We start from the raw sequence: 20,922 nt of genomic DNA on the forward strand, positions 1-20,922 counted from the left end.
CGGGTGACGACGGCGTTCGCGCGTGAGCGCGTGCAGGCAGCACGGGAGCGCGCGGCGCATCGCTGGCGTGGGACACCCTGGCAGAAGAACGCCGAGGTGCCGGGTCCCGTCCTCCGACGGGCCCCGTTCCATGTGGAGAAGACCGAGCGGATGATCCTCGATCGTGCCCTCGAGCGCGGTGCGCTCACGCTCCGCGGTTACGACCGTGTGCTCAGGGTTGCGTGGACGATGGCGGACCTCGCCGGCCGGGAGCGGCCCGGCGAAGAGGAGATCGGTCGCGCCTTGCACCTACGTCGAGGGGTGGCGGCATGATCGACGCTCTGCTCGCCGACGAGAGCACGTGCGCGGTCGCCCGTCGGATTCGAGGAGGCCAATCCGAAGGACTTGCGGACGTCGTCGCCCGCGCGGCCTGGAGCGTCATCGCCGAACCCGGAGATGCCGTCGCCGGAGTCTTGACGCAGGAGTTCGGAGCGGTTGGTGGGCTCCGCTACGCCTTCGACGCGAGTGCGCGCACGAAACCCGAAGTGCGCCGTGCCGGAGCTGTACGCGCGCTCGCTGAGGCACGGAGGCGCTGGGCACCCCGCGCGTCACCAGCAGCGGTGTGTCGTGCGTTCCGCGCGGCGGAATCGGTCGGGGCTCACCTCGTCGTGCCCGGTGACGCCTGCTGGCCGGTCCGTCTGTCCGATCTCGGCACACAGGCACCCGCGGCTCTCTGGGTGCGCGGGCGCTGCGAGCTCCTCGTTGCGCAGCCCCAGGTCGCCGTCGTCGGCGCGCGGGCTGCGACCGGGTACGGCGACCGCGTGGCGTCGGAGCTGGCGGGAGACCTGGCGACGACCGGCGCGGTGATCGTGTCGGGTGGTGCGTATGGCATCGACGGAGCGGCACACCGCGCGGCCCTCGGGGTGGGAGGGGAGACGGTCGCGGTGCTCGCCGGCGGCGTGGACCGTCTTTACCCCGCCGGTCATCACGACCTGTTGACGCGCATCGCGGAGCGCGGTGCCGTGGTGAGCGAGCCCCCGTGCGGGGCCGCTCCCACCAAGTGGCGGTTCCTCGCTCGAAACAGACTCATCGCGGCGCTGGGGCATGCGACGGTCGTCGTCGAGGCGGGGTGGCGAAGCGGCTCCCTGAACACCGCGGGCCATGCCGCGACTCTCGGACGGCCCCTCGGCGCGGTGCCGGGACCCGTGACGTCCGCATCATCGGCCGGGTGCCATCGGCTCCTGCGGGAGTACGACGCGACCTGCGTGACGTCGGCCGCGGAGGTCAGAGAGCTCATGGGGGAGTCGGTGGGGGCGCCTCCTGGCGTCTCCTCCCTCGGCCCCGATCGGAGTCGTGTCGAGGCAGCGATGAGCACGGCGGTCTCCCTGACGATCGCCGACATCGCGGAACGAGCGGGGGTCGAGGCAGGGCGGGCGCGCGCGATCCTCGGGCTTCTCGATCTGGAGGGCACCGTGCGCCGAGACGAGCGGGGGTGGCGCCGCCGCTGAGTTGCCCGTGTACCGCCGAACGTCGCGGTGCGGCGGGGCGCGACGAACTCGCCGACGATCCGGGCAAGCTGGAGATGTGGATTACGCAGTCGCGGTGGAGGCGTTCACCGACCACCTGGAGAAGGTGCGCCGGCTCTCGCCCGCGACCGTGCGCGCCTACCGTGCAGACCTGCGAGACCTCGGGTCCACGGTGGGCATCGGGCCGGTGGCGAGCGTGGACCTGGAAGATCTTCGGGAGTGGCTCTGGCACGCGACCCAGCGTGGCGACGCCCGCTCCACCCTGGCACGTCGCGCGGCCGCCGCACGATCCTTCTTCGCCTGGGCGCGCGAACGCGAGCTGATCGCGACCGACCCGAGCATCCGCCTCGTGGCCCCCAAACGAGCGAAGACGCTGCCGACCGTGGCGTCGAAGGATGCGATGACCCAGTTGCTCGACGCGCACCGCGCGGCCGCGAGCGACGGAGACCCGGTAGCACTGCGAGATCACGCGATCCTGGAGCTCCTATACGGGGCAGGCATCCGCGTCTCCGAGTTGTGCGGCCTCGACGTCGACGATGTCGACCTCGAGCGCGGGACCGTCCGCGTCCTCGGCAAGGGCGCGAAGGAGCGGGTCGTGCCCTTCGGGGCTCCGGCCGTCGTGGCCACAGGTGCGTACCTCACCCGTGCCAGGCCCACGCTGCTCGCCCGCGCCATGTCCCCCGGAACGGCAGTCTTCCTCGGAGCGCGAGGGGGACGCATGGGACCGCGAGCCGTGTACGCCCTGGTGGCCCGAGCGCTGGCGCCGGTCGTGGGGGCGGAGACGATCGGCCCGCATGCGCTGCGACACAGCGCGGCGACCCACCTCCTCGACGGAGGCGCGGATCTGCGTGCCGTGCAGGAGATCCTCGGCCACGCCAGCCTGGGCACGACCCAGATCTACACGCATGTCTCCGCGGAGCGCCTCACGGCGACCTATCGTCTCGCTCATCCCCGCGCCTGACGGCGCCCGAGCCGCTCACGTCCCGCACCCCTGTTGCAGCACCCCGGGGGCGCGACGGGCACGCGAGGAGGCTGCCGGTCGTCGGACTCGCCGGATCACTCGCGACAGCAGGGGAGGAGCACCGCGCGTCGCACCTCTCCGAACAGCGTCAGTGGATCGACGTACAGGCCTTGCAGCCGCACGCCGAGATGGACGGTGCCATCGGCCGCGTGTCCGCCCCGCGCGACCGTGCCGACCTGCTGTCCACGTGTCACACGTTCGCCCGGCGAGAGCGAAGAGTCCACCGGCTCGAACGTCGTGACCAGACCGCCGGCGTGAGTGATGGTCAGAAGAGGCCGATCGACGACGACACCCCGGAAGGCCACGACACCGTCCGCCGGAGCCATCACCGCGGCGCCGACGGGCGCAGCGATGTCCACACCGCGATGACCCGGGCCGTACGGCTGCGCCGGAGCACGGAAGCGGACCACGACGGAGCGCGCGCCCTCCACGGGCCAGTGCCAGTCGCCGGCGGGTTCGCGCGTGCGGTCGCGCGGCCTCCCGGTGCTCGAACCCTCCATCCGTACGCGCGACACCCCGAGGGAGAGACCGGTCGGCGCGCGATCAACCGCCGCGACGTTCGTCAGCTCCGGGCCCGAGCCCGCGACGGGAGCGGTCGTGGCCGCCGCGCCGCTCAGGGTGCCCGAGAGCACGGCTGCGACCAGCCCGAGAGCGAGGACGACCGATCGGTGTTCTGAGGTCATGCGGCGAGTCTGAGGGGGGCGGCGGACGCATGGCGGGCGGGCGAGTCGCTGGTTCGGCGGCCGGGAACAAGTCGCGCGAGCTCCAGGCTGTGCAGTGCGAGCGCCGCACCGTGATCCTGTATGCTGGACGAGCACCTCGATCTCGGGGTGACTACGCGTGCCCACAGCGATTCTCTCGTGGCATCCACTCCCGCAGGTCCTGCTTCCCGCAGGTGGGCGTGAGCCGGGCACCAGGGCGTCCGATCATCCGGTCGGCGTGAACAACCTCAACGGCGCTTTCGAGCGCCAGAACCAGGAGACGACCATGGCTGTGGTCACCATCCGCCAGCTGCTCGACAGCGGCGTGCACTTCGGACACCAGACCCGTCGGTGGAACCCGAAGGTGAAGCGCTTCATCCTCACGGAGCGCAGCGGCATCCACATCATCGACCTTCAGCAGTCGCTCGGCTACATCGACAAGGCGTACGACTTCGTCAAGGAGACCGTCGCGCACGGCGGCACCATCCTCTTCGTCGGCACCAAGAAGCAGGCGCAGGAGATCCTCGCGGAGCAGGCCACGCGCGTCGGCCAGCCGTTCGTGAACCAGCGCTGGCTGGGTGGACTCCTCACCAACTTCTCCACGATCGCGAAGCGTCTCGCCCGCATGAAGGAGCTCGAGGAGCTCGACTACGAGAACCCGGCCGCTTCGGGCTTCACCAAGAAGGAGCTGCTGCTCAAGAAGCGCGAGCTCGACAAGCTGCACAAGTCGCTCGGCGGCATCCGCAACCTCACCAAGACGCCGTCGGCCCTGTGGGTCGTCGACGCCAAGCGCGAGCACCTCGCGATCGACGAGGCCAAGAAGCTCGGCATCCCGGTGATCGGCATCCTCGACACCAACGCGGACCCGGACGACTTCCAGTACCCGATCCCCGGCAACGACGACGCGATCCGCTCCGTCTCGCTGCTGACCCGCATCATCGCTGACGCCGCGGCCGAGGGCCTGCAGCAGAAGCACAACCCCGAGTCGGGTGACGCCGAGCCGCTCGCCGAGTGGGAGAAGGAGCTGCTCGAGGCTCCGGTCGAGGAGTCGGCCGACGCCGCTGAGGTGGTCACCGCCGCCGATGAGGCCGCTGTCGTCGAGACGCCCGCTGCCGACGAGACCGCCGCCGACAAGGCCGGTGCCGAGGCGCACGACGAGGCGATCGCCGCCGCTTCCGGTGAGGAGACCGCTGAGGTCGCCGCCGCCGAGGCCGCAGACAACAAGTAATCCCTCGTTCACACCCACATCACGAAGCAAGGAGCCACCACACATGGCCAACTTCACCATCGCGGACCTCAAGGCGCTGCGCGAGCAGCTCGGCACCGGAATGGTCGACACCAAGAAGGCGCTCGAGGAGGCCGACGGGGACGTCGAGAAGGCCACCGAGATCCTGCGTCTCAAGGGTGCGAAGGGCAACGCCAAGCGCGCTGACCGTTCCACGAGCGAGGGCCTCGTCGTCGCTCGCGAGCAGGACGGCGCCGTGACCCTGATCGAGCTCGCCTGCGAGACCGACTTCGTCGCGAAGAACGACCGATTCATCGCGCTGGCCGACAAGGTCGCCGACGCCGCGGCCGCGGTCAAGGCGGACTCGGTCGAGGCCGCGCTGGCCGCCCAGGCCGGCGACAAGAGCGTCGAGCAGGTCATCTCGGAGGAGGCGGCGATCATCGGCGAGAAGGTCGAGCTGCGTCGCGTGCGCACGATCTCTGGCGACAAGGTCGAGGTCTACCTGCACCGCACCAGCAAGGACCTGCCGCCGCAGATCGGCGTCGTCGTCGCCTACTCGGGTGACGACGCCGAGACCGCGCGCAGCATCGCTCAGCACATCTCGTTCGCGAACCCGTCGTATCTGTCCCGCGAGGACGTGCCGGCGGACGCGGTCGAGAAGGAGCGTGAGATCGTCACCGAGATCTCCCGCAACGAGGGCAAGCCCGAGGCCGCCCTGCCGAAGATCGTCGAGGGCCGTGTCGCCGCGTTCATCAAGCAGGTCGCCCTGCTCGAGCAGGACTACGCGAAGGACAACAAGCTCTCCGTCGCCCAGGTGGCGAAGGACGCCGGTATCACCGTGACGGACTTCGCGCGCTTCAAGGTCGGCGCGTAACACCGTCGAAGGGGTTCGGATCGCACGATCCGAACCCCTTCTTCATGCCCACGAGGCACTATCTTGAATCGGGACGAGAGGACACCACCCATGACTGAACGCACCGGACGCCGCCGCGTCCTGCTCAAGCTCTCCGGAGAGGCCTTCGGAGCGGGGCAGTTGGGGGTGAACCCGGACGTCGTCAGCCAGATGGCGCGGGAGATCGCGGCGGCGGTGGATCGGGTCGAGGTCGCCGTGGTCGTCGGCGGTGGCAACTTCTTCCGCGGCGCCGAACTGAGTCAGCGCGGCATGGACCGCGGCCGCGCGGACTACATGGGCATGCTCGGCACCGTGATGAACGCTCTCGCGCTGCAGGACTTCCTCGAGCAGGCGGGGGCGGCGACGCGCGTCCAGTCGGCGATCGCGATGACGCAGGTCGCCGAGCCGTACATCCCGCGGCGGGCGGAGCGACACATGGAGAAGGGGCGCGTCGTGATCTTCGGCGCGGGTGCCGGACTGCCGTACTTCTCGACCGACACCGTCGCGGCGCAGCGCGCCCTGGAGATCGGTGCGCAGGAGGTGCTCGTCGCCAAGAACGGCGTCGATGCCATCTACACCGCCGACCCGAACAAGCACGCCGACGCCGAGCGCATCGAACGCGTGACGTACCGCGACGCGCTGCAGCAGGGCCTCAAGGTCGTCGACTCCACCGCCTTCAGCCTGTGCATGGACAACAACATGGACATGCGCGTCTTCGGGATGGAGCCGGCCGGGAACGTCACCCGCGCGCTTCTGGGCGAGACGATCGGCACGCTCGTCACCGCCTGACGGCCTGCGCGGTTCGAGCACGCCCGACCGATAGAATTTCTGAACACCCCGACGATAGGAGTCACCGTGATCGCGGATGTCCTCGCTGAAACCACTACCCGCATGTCTCGCGCCGTCGAGGCTGCCAAGGAGGACTTCTCCACGGTGCGCACGGGCCGCGCCAACCCCCAGCTCTTCCAGAAGGTGCTCGTGGACTACTACGGCACCCCGACGCCGCTCGCGCAGCTGGCCTCCCTGGCGAACCAGGAGGCGCGCACGCTCATCATCACCCCGTACGACAAGTCGGCGCTGAAGGCGATCGAGCAGGCCATCCGCGAGATGCCGAACCTCGGTGCGAACCCCACCAACGACGGCAACCTCGTGCGCGTCACGATGCCGGAGCTCACGGCTGAGCGTCGCAAGGAGTACGTCAAGCTCGTGAAGTCCAAGGCCGAGGACGCGAAGGTGCACGTGCGCGGCATCCGTCGCAAGGCGAAGGACGAGCTCGATGCGCTGAAGAGCGAGCTCGGTGAAGACGAGATCGCCCGTGGCGAGAAGGAGCTGGACGCGCTGACGCGTCAGCACGTCGATCTGATCGACGACGCGCTCAAGCGCAAAGAGGCCGAACTCCTCGAGGTGTAAGCCCGCATGACCGACGAAACGCGAGACGCCGAGGAGGGCAAGCCGCTCACGCGCCGCGATGCGCGTGACGATGGCGTGTCCGAGGCCGGCGCCCCGCTCGCCGATGCAGCGTTCCCGGGGTTCGACGTCGCCGCGGTGCCGCCCCGCCCGCCGCTTCCCGAGCCCGAGACGCCGGCCGGTCCGGCGCGACGCCTCGACACGGCCGACCACAACGCGATCCGCGAGCAGTGGCGCGCCGCCCGCGACGAGTTCGGGACGCACGTGTCGCACGCGCGGGATCAGTTCGATCAGGCCAACGAGCGGATCAAGCAGCGGACGGGGCGCGACCTCATGCTGGCGATCCTGATCGGGCTCGCGTTCGGCGGTGCCCTGCTCGCCTCGCTTCTCTTCATCAAGGCGCTGTTCGTGCCGTTCGCCCTCGCCGCCGCGCTGCTCGGTGTGTACGAGCTGTCCCGCGCGCTGCGGGCGGCAGGACGCCGTGTGGACGTCGTGCCGCAGCTGATCGCTGCGACGTTCCTCGTCCTCGGCGCCTACTTCGCGGCGCCGTGGCTGTCGTGGGTCATGCTGTTCGTGTCGGTGGCGTTCGTCATCGTCTGGCGCCTGGTGGCCCAGATGATCGCCAAGGACGGGCGCACCTACGGCGACGTGCTCACCGATGCGGTCATCGGCGGTTTCGTGCAGGTGTACGTCCCGTTCCTGGCGGGAGTGGCGCTGATCCTGCTCGAGCAGGAGGGCGGGCAGTGGTGGGTCCTGAGCTTCATCGCCATCGCCGTCGCCGCTGATACCGGTGCCTATGCGGCCGGTCTCGCGTTCGGACGCCATCCGATGGCACCGCGGATCAGTCCCAAGAAGACCTGGGAGGGCTTCGGCGGTGCTGTCGTGGCGTCGCTCGTCGCCGGTGTGCTCCTCGCGATCCTTCTGCTGGATCTGCCCTGGTGGGGCGGGCTGATCTTCGGAGCAGCGATCCTGCTGTCCGCGACGCTGGGTGACCTCGGCGAGTCCATGCTCAAACGCGATCTCGGCATCAAGGACATGAGCTCCTGGCTGCCCGGTCACGGCGGTCTGCTGGATCGACTCGACAGCATCCTGCCCTCGACGATCCCCGCGTTGTGCCTCTACTTCCTCCTCTCTCCCTGGGTGGTGCTGTGATGACCGACAACCGGACCGACGAGAAGACCCGGCCTTCGGCGCCCCCTGCGTTCGCGGTGACGTCGGGGCGCACGCGCGGATATCACCGTGCAGCCGTCGACACATTCCTCGCGTCGGCGCGCCGCGCGTTCGAGACCGGGAGCGACGAGCTCACGGCGGACGCCGTCCGCACGGCCTCGTTCCCCCTCGTCAAGGAGGGTTACGTCGTCGCTGACGTGGACGCCGCACTCGGACGGGTGGAGGACGCCTTCGCTGCACGCGAGCGGGAGCGCGCCGTGCGATCGCTGGGTGCGGGTGCCTGGGTCGAGCAGGCGAGGGCGGACGCGCAGGTCATCCTCGATCACCTCGCGCGGCCGGCGCGCCACCGTTTCAGCCGGACCGGCATCCTCACCTTCGGCTACCGCGTCGACGAGGTCGATCATGTGATGTCGCGCATCGTCCGCTACCTGCGCGACGGCGACCCCCTGACCGCGGAGCAGCTCCGATCCGCGGCGTTCCGCATGCAGCGCGGGGGGTACCGGGAGGAGCAGGTGGACGCGCTCCTGGACGCGACGATCGACGTGATCCTGGCGGTCCGCTGAGTCGTGGATGGCCTGTCCAGGCTCCTGTGCGTAAACTGTCTCCCATCGTGTACTCCCGAAACGACATGAACCTCGATCGAACCGCTGCGTCGCCGGTGCCTGCCGCGACCGCGACGTCGGTGTCCCGAGGAGCCCGCCGGTGGACGCGACGTCGTGGCGTCGCCGGTGCCTTCAGCGGGCTGGCTGTCGTCGGATTGGCCGCCGCGATGGTCGCACCGACCGGCGTCGCTCTCGCAGAGCCCGCCCCGCAGGAGTCGCCGGAGTCGGTCTACGCCGCTGCCCTCGCCGACACGCAGGACCTGACGGTGACGGTGAAGGGCGCCGAGATCACTCCGCTCGCCCGTGGCACGTTCGAGATCTACGTCAAGCCGAAGCCGCCGCCCCCGCCGCCCGCCCCGACCGCGACGAGCGGATCGAAGGGCAAGCCCTCCGGCGGTGGATCGCTCCCGCCGTACAGCGGTGGCGGTGCGCCGGCCGAGTGGATGGCTGCGGCGGGCATCGCTCAGAGCGACTGGCAGTACGTCGACTACATCGTGTCGCGCGAGAGCGGCTGGAACCCCAACGCGACGAACAAGTCGTCCGGTGCCTGCGGTCTCGTGCAGGCGCTGCCGTGCAGCAAGGTGCCCGGAAACGGCTACAACCCGGTCGACAACCTGCGCTGGGCCACCGGCTACGCCACGGGTCGCTACGGCAGCTGGGCGGGCGCGTACAACTTCTGGACCACCAACCACTGGTGGTGAGCAGGCACCATGCCCCGCTCACGTCGACGCCCTCCGGCGCGCCCTGACCCCGACGCGTCGCTCGATCGCCTGCTGGCGGGGTGGAAGCGCACGGAGATCCGTCGCGGTGTCGAGTGGACCGTTCAGCCCGTCTCCGCGGTGCAGGCGCTGAAGGAGTACGTCTGCCCGGGGTGCGGACGGGTGATCGAGCCCGGTACCGCGCACGTCGTCGCCTGGCGGGCGGACGGGGTTCTGGGGGAGGCTGCCGCCCTCGCCGACCGCCGGCACTGGCACAACCACTGTTGGAGGATCGCATGACCATCGAGATCCGGGGACCGCTGCAGTTGCCGGCGCGCCGCGAGGACATCGAGCTGACGACGGCGGACGGCCTGACCCTGGTCGGGGAGCTCGCCCTGCCCGCGGAGAGCGAGCCGGTCGCGACGCTCGTCACGCTGCATCCGCTTCCCACGGCCGGCGGATTCATGGATTCGCACATCCTGCGGAAGGCGGCGGCTCGTCTGCCCGCCCTCGCCGATCTCGCGGTCCTGCGCTTCAACACCCGTGGCACCACGTCTCCGCGCGGCACGAGCGATGGTGCGTTCGACGGCGGGGCTCTGGAGCAGTTCGACGTCGCCGCGGCTATGGAGTTCGTGCACGCTCGCGCGCTGCCGCGCCCCTGGCTGCTGGGCTGGTCGTTCGGCACGGAGCTGGCGCTGAAGTACGGCCGCGACCACGCGATCGAGGGCATCATCCTGCTGTCGCCGCCGCTGCACCGCGCGACGGACGAAGAGGTCGCCGCCTGGGCGGAAGCCGATCGTGAGGTCGTGGTCCTGGTTCCGGAGTTCGACGACTATCTGCGGCCGGCCGAAGCCGAGAAGCGCTTCGCCTCGATCCCGCACGCGCGTCTGATCCCCGTGGAGGGCGGTAAGCACCTCTGGGTGGGGGAGACGCAGACGCGACGCGTGCTCACCGAGGTGGTCGCTGCTGTGAACCCGTCGGCGCTCCCACTGCCGACGCACTGGTCTGACGACTCCTGACCGTCGCGCGGCGCGTCGGACGACGCGTCAGAGGTCGTTCATGCGCGGGATCAGCACCTGGCGGTAGATGATCAGGATGCTCGCCGCGACGGGGATGGCGATGAGCGCCCCGAGCAGACCCAACAGGCTGCCGCCGGCGAGCGCGGCGACGACGACGACCGCGCCGGGGACGGAGACCGCGCGGCTCATGATGCGCGGGGAGATGACGTACGCCTCGATCTGCATGTAGATCAGGTAGTAAATCCCCGCGGCCAGCGCGGTGGCGGGGGAGCCGAGCCCGGGGATCAGGCAGACCAGCACGATGATCGTGGAACCGGTGAGTGTGCCCACCAGCGGGATCAGGGAGAAGAAGAACGCGATGACTGCGAGGACGGCGGGGAACGGCGCCTCGATGATCGTCAGGTAGATCGCGCTGAGCACGCCGTTGATGACGCCCTGGGACACCTGGCCCATGACGTAGTAGCCGACCGAATCGGTGATCTGCTCGGACAGGTCGATGAACCGGTCGCGCTTCGACGACGGCACCAACTGGTACACGGCTCGCTTGAGCGACGGGGTCGACGCCGTGAGGTAGATCGTGAGGATCAGCACGATGAAGGCCCCGAACACGCCGCTCAGCACGGCGCCGCTGGCGATCAGCACTCCCTGTCCGATCGACCCCCCGATCTCCGCCAGGTTCGTGGTCAGCCAGTCCTCGATGTAGTTGAAGACGTCGTCGACGAGAAGGTTCGGGAACGTCTCCTGGATCCAGTCCTTCAGGTCGTCGATCGCGGTGCCGCGCTGGACGATCGTGGTGATCTGCGCGATCAATTGCGAGATCTGGTCGACGAGCACCGGCAGCACGATCAGGATGATCCCGACGAAGACCGCAAGGACCGCGAGGATCGTGACGAGCACGGCGAGCCACCGGGGGAGGCGCCGTCGCTCGAGGAACGAGACGAGGGGATCGAGGCCCAGGCTCAGGAAGAGCGCCGTCCCGATGTAGAGCAGCACGGTCGAGAGGGTCTGCACGCTGCTGATCAGCAGGATCCCGAGTCCCACGCCGAGCGTCGCCACGAGGGCGGTGCGGAACGGATTGTGGATCTTCATCGGTGCTCCTCGAGACGGCTGCAGCAAGGCTATCGAGCCCGGAGCACGGTGCCGCGACGACGTGCCGTCCGTTGCCCACGGGAACTGCTCGTGGGCAACACACAGGTGACTTCGCTAGTCTGAAATGTCGAGTGTGGCGTCGCGGGCGGGTATTCGCGATGCGTGAGGAGACTATTCGTGCGTTTCGTATGGGCCGTGGTGGCCTTCGTGCTGGCTGCCGTGCTGATCGGCGCGGGTATCGCTCAGCGGACCGTCTTCATGGGCCCATCGAACCAGCAGGAGCGCGTCTCGATCGAGGAGCCCGCGCCGTTCGTGCTGATGGACGGCGACGTGCTGCGGACCAACCCGGGCTCGCAGAAGCTCGTGGTGAGTGGCGAGGGCGAGATCTTCGCCAGCTACGGCCGGACCGCCGACATGCAGGCCTGGCTGGCCGACTCCGACTACAACCACGTCTCGGTCGGTGACGACGGTGAGTTCGTGGTGGAGCACGTCTCGGCTCCTGCTGAGGAGGAGACGACGGAGCCCGGCGACGAGGCGGGAGCGACGCCGGCACCCGAAGAGACGCCGGCCACCGACGCCGAGACCGAGGAGCCCGCAGGTCGCGACCCGGTCGGCTCCGACCTGTGGCTGGACTCCTTCAGCGAGGAGAACCTGCTCACGGCCGACAACATGCAGCTCCCGGAGGGCACGAGCGTGCTCATCGCCTATGACGGTACGAAAGACGCTCCGGACGACATCGTGGTCTCCTGGCCCCTCGACAACAGCACCCCGCTCGCCGGACCGTTGATGGTCGCGGGTGGGATCGTGCTCGTGATCGGCCTCGTGCTCTACATCCTCGCGATCCGCCACCAGCGCCGCGGACGTGGGCCGCGCCGGAAAGGCCCCGGGCCGCTCCCGATGACGGAGCCGATCGAGGTCGCCGCACTGCCCGCGGGCGAGCGCGCGGCTCTCGATGCGGCCGACGCGAAGCCGACGTCCGACCCCGGTGTCGAGGACGCCGAGGTGGTGGAGGACGAGCCGACGCCTCGCACAGAACCGGAGGGGAAGTCCTCCCTGCGCGCCGCCGGAGCGACGCGCCGCCGTCGGATGCTGGTCCTGCCCGCCCTGGGGCTCACCGCGCTCCTGGCCGCCGGGTGCTCGGCCGACTCCTGGCCGCAGCTGGGCGACGCCTCGGCCACGCCCTCGCCGTCGCCGACCGTGATCGCCCCCGAGAACCAGAAGCCGCCGGCGGTCACCGAGGCCCAGGCGAAGCGCATCCTGAAGAGCCTGGCCGACACGGTCGCCGAGGCCGACAGCACCCTCGACGCCGACCTCGCGGCCACCCGCCTCGTCGGCCCCGCGCTCGAGGAGCGCGTCGCCGACTACGCCATCCGCGCGAAGGTCACCAACGACGCGCCTCCCGTGGCCATCCCCACAGACGACGTGCGGGTCGTGCTGCCCGAGGCCACGGACCGCTGGCCGCGCACCGTTCTCATGCTCTCGCAGAGCGCCGACGACGACACCGTCCCGCCCGTGCTGCTCACGATGACGCAGGACGACCCGTGGTCGAACTACAAGGTGACCAACCTGGCCCAGATGGCCGCCGACGCACAGTTCCCGGAGGTCGCGGCGAGCTGGCTCGGCACTTCCATGGTGCCGGCCGACTCCGCGTTCCTGACGCTGCCGCCCGACCAGGTGGCCACGGCGTTCTCCGACGTGGTCGACAACGTGGAGAAGAGTCAGTACTACGGCCAGTTCGACGATCTCTCGCTGGCGGTCGCCCAGTCGATCCGTGATGGGCGGCAGACCGTGGTGCAGGGGCTCGTGGATGCCAATGCCGCCGAGACATCGAAGACGGCGTTCAAGGCGGCGCCCACGACCGCCGAGCCGGTCTCCATGACCACCCTCGACAGCGGCGCGATCGTCGCCGTCTCGGTGCTCGACGTCGAGACCATCACCCCGGTCAACTCCGACGTCGTCATCCGCTTCGGCAACAACGAGCAGGCCAAGGCGCTCACGGGTGTGACCGAGTCGTCGACGGGTGTCGAGACGACGTACCTGAGTCAGTTGTTCTTCGCCGTCCCCTCGCAGGGTTCGAGCGAGCCGATCAAGCTCCTGGCCTCCACCCAGGACCTGCTCTCCGTGAAGGTGATCAAGTGACCGACATCTCTCCCGCGGCGCTGCGTGGCGCCGTCGACCTCTCGAGTCTCCGCAACCGCCCCACCCCGTCCTCCGGGGGCGGCCCCGCGACGGAGGGCCAGGGCATCACCGATGTGGTCGTCGATGCGACGGACGAGACCTTCGGCGAGGTCCTGGAGATCTCCCGCACCGTCCCGGTCGTGGTCGACCTGTGGGCCGAGTGGTGCGGGCCGTGCAAGCAGCTGAGCCCGATCATCGAGAAGGTCACCCGCGAGCTCGGCGGTCGCGTGCTGCTGGCGAAGGTGGACGTGGACGCGAACCCGCAGCTCGCCCAGAGCTTCCGCGCGCAGTCGATCCCGATGGTGGTCGCGCTGATCGCCGGGCAGCCGGTGCCGATGTTCACGGGTGCCGTGCCGGAGCAGCAGGTGCGCGAGGTGTTCGCCCAGCTGCTCCAGGTAGCGGCGCAGAACGGCGTGTCCGGGACGCTGTCGATCTCGGGCGATGCTGCAGCGGATGCGCCCGAGCCGGTCGAGCCCGAGCTGCCCCCGCTCCACGCCGAGGCGTACGCCGCGATCGAGGCGGGCGACTACGCCGCCGCCATCCGCGCATATGAGAAGGCGCTGGCCGAGAACCCGCGCGATGAAGACGCCATCGCCGGGCTCGGGCAGGTGCGCCTGCTCCACCGCGTGCAGGGCCTCGATCTGCAGGAGGCGCGGGCCGCGGCCGCCGCCGGACCGCTCGACGTGCAGGCGCAGTTCGACGTGGCGGATCTCGACCTCGCCGGAGGGCACGTGGACGACGCGTTCGCGCGGCTCCTCGATCTGTTCGCTCAGCTCCCGTCGGACCAGCGGGCGCCGGTGCGCGAGCGGCTCGTGGAGCTGTTCGGCCTCATCGGCCCCGCCGACCCGCGCGTCGTGTCGGCGCGCAACCGGCTGTCCTCGCTGCTGTTCTGAGGCGTCCGCGCCCCGGGCGAGGTCGTCCTCGCGGGGCGCGGCCGGCGCAGCTCAGCCGTTGTTGACGGTGGGGACGTGCGGCTCGGGCTGGTAACGCAGCCAGAGGGTCGACAGCGCGGGGAGCGTGATCGCCGCCGTCGCGGTGCCGCTGTCGTCGCGCACGGCGACCACCATGCCGAGGTTGCCCGATCCGTGTCCTCCGTATTCCGCGGCGTCCGAGTTGAGCACCTCCTGCCACACGCCCTCGCGGGGGAGTGCGAGTCGGTAGCCGGTGCGCTCGACCCCGGCGAAGTTGCTCACGACCACCAGCCGCCCGCCGTGGGCGTCGCGCCGCTCGAAGGCGATCACGGAGGGGTCCCAGCTGGGGGCGCCGAGCCGCGTGAACGACGATCCGTCGCTGTCCCGCTCCCACAGCGGCGCCTGGCCGCGGTACACGCCGTTGAGCGCGCCGACGAAGTCCTGCAGCTGGGCGTGCGAGGGCTGCTCCCGCAGCCACCAGTCGAGTTCGCGCCCCTCCGACCACTCGGCGAGCTGCCCGAACTCCTGGCCCATGAACAGCAGCTTCTTGCCCGGGTGTCCCCACATGTAGGCCAGGTAGGCGCGGACGTTGGCGAGCTTGTGCGTGTGGTCGCCGGGCATCTTCGCGAGCAGGCTGCCCTTCCCGTGCACCACTTCGTCGTGACTGATGGGCAGCACGTAGTTCTCTCCGAAGGCGTAGACGAACGAGAACGTCATCTCGCCCTCATGGTGCGCGCGATACATCGGGTCGCGGGCGATGTACTGCAGCGAGTCGTTCATCCAGCCCATGTTCCACTTGAACCCGAACCCGAGTCCCGCGTGATCCGTGGGCGCGGTGACGCCGGGGAAGCTCGTCGACTCCTCCGCGATCATGAGGATCCCGGGGTGCAGGCGGTAGGCGGTGGCGTTCACCTCCTGGAGGAACCGGATCGCCTCGAGGTTCTCGCGACCGCCGTGGACGTTGGGCTCCCACTCGCCGTCGCGGCGCGAGTAGTCGAGGTACAGCATCGAGGCGACCGCGTCGACGCGCAGCCCGTCCACGTGGAACTCCTCCAGCCAGTAGAGGGCGTTCGCGACGAGGAAGCCGCGGACCTCGGGGCGACCGTAGTCGAAGATGAGCGTGCCCCAGTCCTGATGCTCGCCGCGCCGGGGATCGGGGTGCTCGTAGAGGGGCTGGCCGTCGAAGCGGGCGAGCGCGAACTCGTCCTTCGGGAAGTGGCCGGGGACCCAGTCGAGGATCACGCCGATGCCCGCCTGGTGCAAGCGGTCGATGAGGTAGCGCAGATCGTCCGGCGTGCCGTAGCGGCTCGTCGGCGCGTAGTACCCGCTGACCTGGTAGCCCCAGGAGCCGCCGAACGGGTGCTCGGCGAGCGGGAGGAACTCCACGTGGGTGAACCCCGTCTGCTGCACGTGCTCGATGAGGGGATCGGCGACCTCACGGTAGCCGAGGCCGCCCCGCCAGGAGCCCAGGTGCACCTCGTAGACCGAGAGCGGCTGCGCGACCGCGTGGGTCGCGGCGCGCCGGGTCATCCACGCGCCGTCCTGCCACGCATAGGTCGAGGCGGTGACGACCGACGCGGTCTCCGGCGGCAGCTGCGCGGCGAGCGCCATCGGGTCGGCCTTGAGGATCCACGCACCGGCGCGGGTGCGGATCTGGTACTTGTACCGGGTGCCGAGCGGCAGGTCGGGGATGAACAGCTCCCAGACGCCGCTCACGCCCATCGACCGCATGGCGTGCGTCTCGCCGTTCCACCCGTTGTGGTCTCCGACCACGCGTACGGCGCTGGCGTTCGGCGCCCAGACCGCGAACGCGACACCCGCCTCGCCGTCGTGCGTGGTGGGATGCGCTCCCAGCACCTCCCAGAGCCGCTCGTGCCGTCCCTCCGCGATGAGGTGCAGGTCGAGCTCGCCGAGCGCGGGGGAGTGACGGTACGGGTCGCCGGTGATCGCTTCGTCGTCCACGTCGCGGTAGCGCGTCGCCAGTCGATAGGGGACGGGCGGCCCGGGGTGACGGCCCTCCCACAGCCCGTGGGTCACGTGCGAGAGCTCGAGCCGGGTGCCGTCGGCGAACACGGCGGCGACGGAGGAGGCCAGCGGGCGGCGGGCGCGGATGATCGTGACCGTCCGCCCCGCGGCGTCCTCGGCGGGATGGGTTCCCAGCACGGCGTGCGGATCGTGGTGCTGTCCCTCGGCGACGGCGACCCACTCGGCGGATGCGATCGCTTCTTCGGCAAAGCTCATGCTCTCTCCCTCACCTTCAGGATGTGCACCGGCTCGGCGAAGGCGTCGAGCCGCACGTAGTTGTGGTCGCTCCAGGTCCAGACACTGCCGGTCAGCAGATCCTCGACCTCGAACGGTTCGCCCGGGGGGACACCCCAGCGGGTCGTGTCGAGGTGGACCGTGGTCTCCCTGACCGAGTGCGGGTCGACGTTCGCGACCACGATGATCGTGTCTGCCTGTCCGGTGCCGGTGAACGCCGCATCGAGGTGCTTGCTGTAGACCAGGACGGCGTCGTCGTCGCTCCAGTGGGTCTCCAGGTTCCGCAGCTGCCTCAGCGCCGGATGCTCGGCGCGGATCGCATTGAGCCGACGCAGCAGCGGGGCGAGGGACTCACCGCGCTCCTCGGCACCGCGCCAGTCGCGGAACTTGTACTCGTACTTCTCGTTGTCGATGTTCTCCTCCGAGCCGGGACGCGCCACGTTCTCGAAGAGCTCGTATCCCGCATACACCCCGTACACCGGCCCCGCGGTGGCCGCGATGCAGGCGCGGATGCGGTAGGCCGCCCGGCCACCGAACTGGAGGTACTCGGTGAGGATGTCGTGCGTGTTCACGAACAGATTCGGTCGCATGTAGTCCGCGGTGTCGTGGGAGATGCTGGTGAGGAACTCCTCCAGCTCCGCCTTGGTGTTGCGCCAGGTGAAGTAGCTGTAGCTCTGCTGGAAACCCACCGCAGCGAGCGCCCGCATGACGGCGGGACGGGTGAAGGCCTCCGCGAGGAACACGACCCCCGGATCGCTCTCGTTCACGGTGCGGATGAGCCACTCCCAGAACCGGAGCGGCTTCGTGTGCGGGTTGTCCACCCGGAAGATGCGCACGCCCTGTGCCACCCAGTGCTGCACGACCCGCAGCATCTCCGCGGCGATGCCCTCGGGGTCGTTGTCGAAGTTGAGCGGATAGATGTCCTGGTACTTCTTGGGCGGGTTCTCCGCGTAGGCGATCGTGCCGTCCGGCAGGGTCGTGAACCACTCCGGATGCTCGCGGACCCACGGGTGGTCGGGGGACGCCTGCAACGCGAGGTCGAGCGCGACCTCGAGCCCTTCCTTCTCGGCAGCCCGGACGAAGGCCCGGAAGTCCTGGGCGCTACCGAGGTCGGGATGGATGGCGTCGTGCCCGCCCTCGGCCGCACCGATCGCGTACGGGGAGCCGGGGTCGCCCGGCTCGGCCACCAGCGTGTTGTTGCGTCCCTTGCGGTTGGTCGAGCCGATGGGGTGGATGGGCACGAGGTAGATCACGTCGAACCCCATGGCTGCCACGTCGGGGAGCCGCTTCGCAGCCGTCCGGAAGGTGCCGCTCCGCACCGAGCCGTCCTTCAGCCGCCGCGCCCCCTCCGAGCGGGGGAAGAACTCGTACCAGGCACCCACCCCTGCTCGCGTGCGATCGACGTGGAGGTGCTGGTCCGCGGAGGCGGAGCGCAGCGACATCAGGGGACGCTCGGCGAAGACGACCGCGAGCTCCGGGTCTGCCGCGAGGGAGGCGGCGATCGCGGCGTCTCCCTCGCGCAGCGCCTCGGCGCCCTCGCGCAGGCGGCGACGCTGGGCCGCTGGCCGGTCCTTCTCGGCGGCGGCCCTGGCCAGCAGCTCGGCGCCGAGTGCGGCCACGACCGGGACATCGACGCCGGCGGCGAGCTTGAGCCGTGCGGCATGCGCCCAGGTGGCGTAGTCGTCGGAGAAGGCCTCGAAGCGATACCGCCACGGACCCTCCAGGTCCAGCGCGATCGAGACCGTCCACGTGTCGGTGCCGTCCGCGAGCGCGGTCAGGCGGTGCAGGCTCCGCTCTCCGGTGGGGGCGGTGAGGCGCACGTGCACGCCGATGAGGTCGTGCCCTTCCCGGAACGACACCACCCGGAACGGCACGACCTCGCCGGCGAACGCCTTCGCGGGAAAGCCGCCCGGGACCGAGGGCGAGCCGTCGAGGAGCGGGATCCGCGTCGTGCGCAGCTCGCCGGGGAGGTCGGCGCCGTCGAACTCGCGCGGCGGGATCTGAGCGGGGCTCCGGAGAGCCGGGGGCCGGGTACCAGCACGTGCAGTCACAGTGCGAATCTACCGCTCCGGTGTGCCGGAGCCTACCGCTCGACCCGGGCGCAGAACCGTGCTATCACTCGACGCGGAACAGGCGCATCGAGGTGCCGGGAACGGACAGGACGTCGCCGGGCTCGAAGACCTCCGCGTGCGCGGAGGGGTGCTCGTCGGCACTCGACCAGAGCGAGACGAACCGGTTCGCGCCGTCGATCTCCAGCGGCAGTCGCACGTCGATCGGCGCCTCCGTGCCGTGCACGATCAGGAGGATGCGGTTCGCCGCCTCGGTGTCGGGCGTGGAGGCGGCGACGTACTGCAGCGTGCGGTTGCCGGGATCGTTCCACTGCCCCGGTTCCATCGTCTCGCCGTTCTGGTCGTACCAGTCCATGACCGACGCGTTCGGGATGTGCTCGCCGAGCCGGGCGTAGCGGCTGGGGCGCAGAGCGGGATTCTCCTGGCGCAGCCGGATGAGCCGCGTGACGTGCGCGCGCAGATCCTGCTGCCACGGCTCCAGCTCCCATCCGAGCCACGTGAGCGGAGAGTCCTGGGCGTAGGCGTTGTTGTTCCCGCGCTGAGTGCGCCCGACCTCGTCGCCGGCGGTGAGCATGGGGATGCCCGCGGACAGCAGGACCGTGCCCAGGAGGTTGCGCATGGCCTTCCGGCGGGCAGCGAGGATCGCAGGATCGTCGGTGGGGCCCTCGACGCCGTGGTTGAAGGCGCGGTTGGTGTCGGCGCCGTCGCGGTTGTTCTCGCCGTTCGCCTCGTTGTGCTTGACGTCGTAGGAGACGAGGTCGTGGAGCGTGAAGCCGTCGTGTGCCGTGACGAAGTTGATGCTGGCGAGCGGACCGCGCTCCTCGCTGAAGGTGTTGGAGGAGCCCGCGAGGCGCGTGGCGAAGCCGCCGATGCCCACCGGGGCGGAGGCGCGACGGGCGTAGTCGATGTCGCTCAGCCAGAAGTTGCGCACCCGGTCGCGGTAGCGGTCGTTCCACTCGTGCCACCCCGTGGGGAAGTTGCCCGTCTGCCAGCCGCCCAGCCCCACGTCCCACGGCTCGGCGATGAGCTTGGTGTCGGCGAGCACGGGGTCGGCGGCGATCGCCCGCAGCAGCGGATGCTCCGGGTTGTATGTGTGGGCGGCGTCTCGGGCGATCGCGGTCGCGAGGTCGAAGCGGAAACCGTCGATCTGCATCTCCTCCGCCCAGTACCGCAGCGAGTCCAGGACGAGGCGGGCGCCGGCGTCGGTGCTGGTGTCCAGCGTGTTCCCGCACCCGGTGGTGTCGACGTAGACGCCGTTTCCGTCCTGCCGGTAGTAGCTCGCGTTGTCGATGCCGCGGAGGCTCGAGCGCGGGCCGCCGATGCCCTCCTCCGAGGTGTGGTTGTAGACGACGTCGAGGATGACCTCGAGCCCGGCCTCGTGGAGCAGCTTCACCATGCCCTTGAACTCGGCGATGATCGCCTCCGGTCCGCGCTTGCGGGCGTCCTCGGTGGCGTACGCGGCGTGAGGCGTGAAGTAGTTGAGGGTGTTGTAGCCCCAGTAGTTGGTGAGGCCGCGCTCGAGCAGGCGCGGCTCCGGCACGAAAGCGTGCACGGGCAGGAGCTCGACCGAGGTGACGCCGAGCGCGTGGAAGTGCTCGATCATCGCGGGGTGTGCGAGACCCGCGTACGTGCCGTGCAGCGCGGGCGGCACCTCGGGGTGGCGCTTGGTCATGCCCTTGAGATGGCCCTCGTAGATCACGGTGCGATCGAGCGGGATGCGCGGCTTGCTCGTGTTCCCCCAGTCGAAGCCGTCGACGATGACCACCGACCGCCACTCCTGGTAGCCGTGTCCCTGGGCGAGGCCCTTCGCGTACGGGTCGAGCAGCAGCGTCTCGGGGTTGAACGTGTTGCCGGGGCCGTGCGGCCCTCCCACGCGGACCGCGTACCGGGTTCCTGGCTGGAGCAGGGCAGACGTGACCTCCCACACGCCGCCCGGCCGACGCTCGAGCGCGGCCTGGTCCGTGACCCAATCGAGGTCGGTGGCGTCGAAGACGACCAGCTCCATCGACGAGGCGTTGCCCGACCAGACCCGCAGGGTGCCGCCGCCGTCGTGCAGGCGGACGCCGAGATCGTCGAGGGCCGATCCACCGGGGACGACGGGGACGCGGGAGTCAGGCATGAATACACCCTAGGCGTGTTGCATTTCAGTCTCATGTCGGCGCGGACCCGGTCCCAG

At 70.0% G+C, this 20,922-nt stretch carries 19 protein-coding genes; 14 read left to right on the forward strand and 5 right to left on the reverse strand.

Features of this window, described 5'->3' with window-relative positions:
• Window positions 1-3 precede the first annotated feature (3 nt).
• The 3 genes from DW297_RS19235 to DW297_RS09800 all read left to right on the forward strand — a co-directional run bounded on the left by DW297_RS19235 (window position 4) and on the right by DW297_RS09800 (window position 2,466).
• Window positions 4-312 (forward strand): magnesium chelatase subunit ChlI family protein, encoded by a 309-nt coding sequence (locus tag DW297_RS19235; RefSeq protein ID WP_240744579.1) that lies wholly within the window; start codon window positions 4-6, stop codon window positions 310-312.
• Complete coding sequence (dprA, locus tag DW297_RS09795; protein ID WP_136031806.1) at window positions 309-1,487, forward strand: DNA-processing protein DprA; 1,179 nt, start codon at window positions 309-311, stop codon at window positions 1,485-1,487. The genes DW297_RS19235 and dprA overlap by 4 nt, the downstream gene beginning before the upstream one ends.
• A 76-nt stretch (window positions 1,488-1,563) precedes the next feature.
• Complete coding sequence (locus DW297_RS09800) at window positions 1,564-2,466, forward strand: tyrosine recombinase (protein WP_136031809.1); 903 nt, start codon at window positions 1,564-1,566, stop codon at window positions 2,464-2,466.
• A 95-nt stretch (window positions 2,467-2,561) separates the two neighbouring features.
• Here the strand turns inward: DW297_RS09800 and DW297_RS09805 are convergent, their stop codons facing one another.
• Entirely contained in the window at window positions 2,562-3,209 is a 648-nt protein-coding gene (locus DW297_RS09805) for a murein hydrolase activator EnvC family protein (RefSeq protein ID WP_240744575.1), read from the reverse strand.
• A 304-nt stretch (window positions 3,210-3,513) separates the two neighbouring features.
• On the opposite strand from DW297_RS09805, the gene rpsB reads away from it, so the two are divergent.
• The 9 genes from rpsB (at window position 3,514) to DW297_RS09850 (ending at window position 10,240) form a co-directional block, all read left to right on the forward strand.
• Window positions 3,514-4,455 (forward strand): 30S ribosomal protein S2, encoded by a 942-nt coding sequence (gene rpsB / locus DW297_RS09810; protein ID WP_136031920.1) that lies wholly within the window; start codon window positions 3,514-3,516, stop codon window positions 4,453-4,455.
• Window positions 4,456-4,498: 43 nt separating this feature from the next.
• Window positions 4,499-5,326 carry a translation elongation factor Ts gene (gene tsf / locus DW297_RS09815; RefSeq protein WP_136031810.1) on the forward strand — a complete coding sequence of 276 codons (828 nt, stop codon included), beginning with the start codon at window positions 4,499-4,501 and terminating at the stop codon, window positions 5,324-5,326.
• 90 nt (window positions 5,327-5,416) lie between these two features.
• Window positions 5,417-6,133 carry a UMP kinase gene (pyrH, locus tag DW297_RS09820; protein ID WP_136031812.1) on the forward strand — a complete coding sequence of 239 codons (717 nt, stop codon included), beginning with the start codon at window positions 5,417-5,419 and terminating at the stop codon, window positions 6,131-6,133.
• Window positions 6,134-6,199: 66 nt separating this feature from the next.
• Window positions 6,200-6,754 (forward strand): ribosome recycling factor, encoded by a 555-nt coding sequence (frr, locus tag DW297_RS09825; protein ID WP_136031814.1) that lies wholly within the window; start codon window positions 6,200-6,202, stop codon window positions 6,752-6,754.
• A 6-nt stretch (window positions 6,755-6,760) separates the two neighbouring features.
• Window positions 6,761-7,903 carry a phosphatidate cytidylyltransferase gene (locus tag DW297_RS09830; RefSeq protein ID WP_205814445.1) on the forward strand — a complete coding sequence of 381 codons (1,143 nt, stop codon included), beginning with the start codon at window positions 6,761-6,763 and terminating at the stop codon, window positions 7,901-7,903.
• Window positions 7,903-8,484, forward strand: coding sequence for a DivIVA domain-containing protein (locus tag DW297_RS09835; protein WP_136031817.1), 582 nt, complete (start codon window positions 7,903-7,905; stop codon window positions 8,482-8,484). Before DW297_RS09830 ends, DW297_RS09835 begins: the two co-directional genes overlap by 1 nt.
• 65 nt (window positions 8,485-8,549) lie before the next feature.
• Window positions 8,550-9,224, forward strand: a complete 675-nt coding sequence (locus DW297_RS09840; RefSeq protein ID WP_136031819.1) for an aggregation-promoting factor C-terminal-like domain-containing protein — start codon at window positions 8,550-8,552, stop codon at window positions 9,222-9,224.
• A gap of 9 nt (window positions 9,225-9,233) precedes the next feature.
• Window positions 9,234-9,521, forward strand: coding sequence for a hypothetical protein (locus DW297_RS09845; RefSeq protein WP_136031821.1), 288 nt, complete (start codon window positions 9,234-9,236; stop codon window positions 9,519-9,521).
• A complete protein-coding gene (locus DW297_RS09850; protein WP_168442836.1) occupies window positions 9,518-10,240 on the forward strand; it encodes an alpha/beta hydrolase in 723 nt (240 codons plus the stop codon). Before DW297_RS09845 ends, DW297_RS09850 begins: the two co-directional genes overlap by 4 nt.
• Window positions 10,241-10,267: 27 nt before the next feature.
• Here the strand turns inward: DW297_RS09850 and DW297_RS09855 are convergent, their stop codons facing one another.
• Window positions 10,268-11,329, reverse strand: a complete 1,062-nt coding sequence (locus DW297_RS09855; protein WP_136031823.1) for an AI-2E family transporter — start codon at window positions 11,327-11,329, stop codon at window positions 10,268-10,270.
• 177 nt (window positions 11,330-11,506) lie between these two features.
• On the opposite strand from DW297_RS09855, the gene DW297_RS09860 reads away from it, so the two are divergent.
• Both DW297_RS09860 and DW297_RS09865 read left to right on the forward strand, forming a co-directional pair.
• Window positions 11,507-13,468 (forward strand): glycosyl transferase, encoded by a 1,962-nt coding sequence (locus DW297_RS09860; RefSeq protein WP_136031825.1) that lies wholly within the window; start codon window positions 11,507-11,509, stop codon window positions 13,466-13,468.
• Window positions 13,465-14,400, forward strand: a complete 936-nt coding sequence (locus DW297_RS09865) for a tetratricopeptide repeat protein (protein ID WP_136031828.1) — start codon at window positions 13,465-13,467, stop codon at window positions 14,398-14,400. Before DW297_RS09860 ends, DW297_RS09865 begins: the two co-directional genes overlap by 4 nt.
• A 51-nt stretch (window positions 14,401-14,451) precedes the next feature.
• Here DW297_RS09865 and glgB read toward each other — a convergent pair whose 3' ends face one another.
• From glgB to glgX, 3 genes are all read right to left on the reverse strand, one after another.
• A complete protein-coding gene (gene glgB, locus DW297_RS09870; RefSeq protein WP_136031830.1) occupies window positions 14,452-16,659 on the reverse strand; it encodes a 1,4-alpha-glucan branching protein GlgB in 2,208 nt (735 codons plus the stop codon).
• Window positions 16,656-18,728 (reverse strand): alpha-1,4-glucan--maltose-1-phosphate maltosyltransferase, encoded by a 2,073-nt coding sequence (locus DW297_RS09875; RefSeq protein ID WP_205828266.1) that lies wholly within the window; start codon window positions 18,726-18,728, stop codon window positions 16,656-16,658. Before DW297_RS09875 ends, glgB begins: the two co-directional genes overlap by 4 nt.
• Before the next feature lie 64 nt (window positions 18,729-18,792).
• Window positions 18,793-20,865, reverse strand: a complete 2,073-nt coding sequence (glgX, locus tag DW297_RS09880; protein WP_136031832.1) for a glycogen debranching protein GlgX — start codon at window positions 20,863-20,865, stop codon at window positions 18,793-18,795.
• Between the last annotated feature and the right edge of the window lie 57 nt (window positions 20,866-20,922).

This window comes from Microbacterium sp. PF5, assembly GCF_004794315.1.
Taxonomy (GTDB): domain Bacteria; phylum Actinomycetota; class Actinomycetes; order Actinomycetales; family Microbacteriaceae; genus Microbacterium; species Microbacterium sufflavum.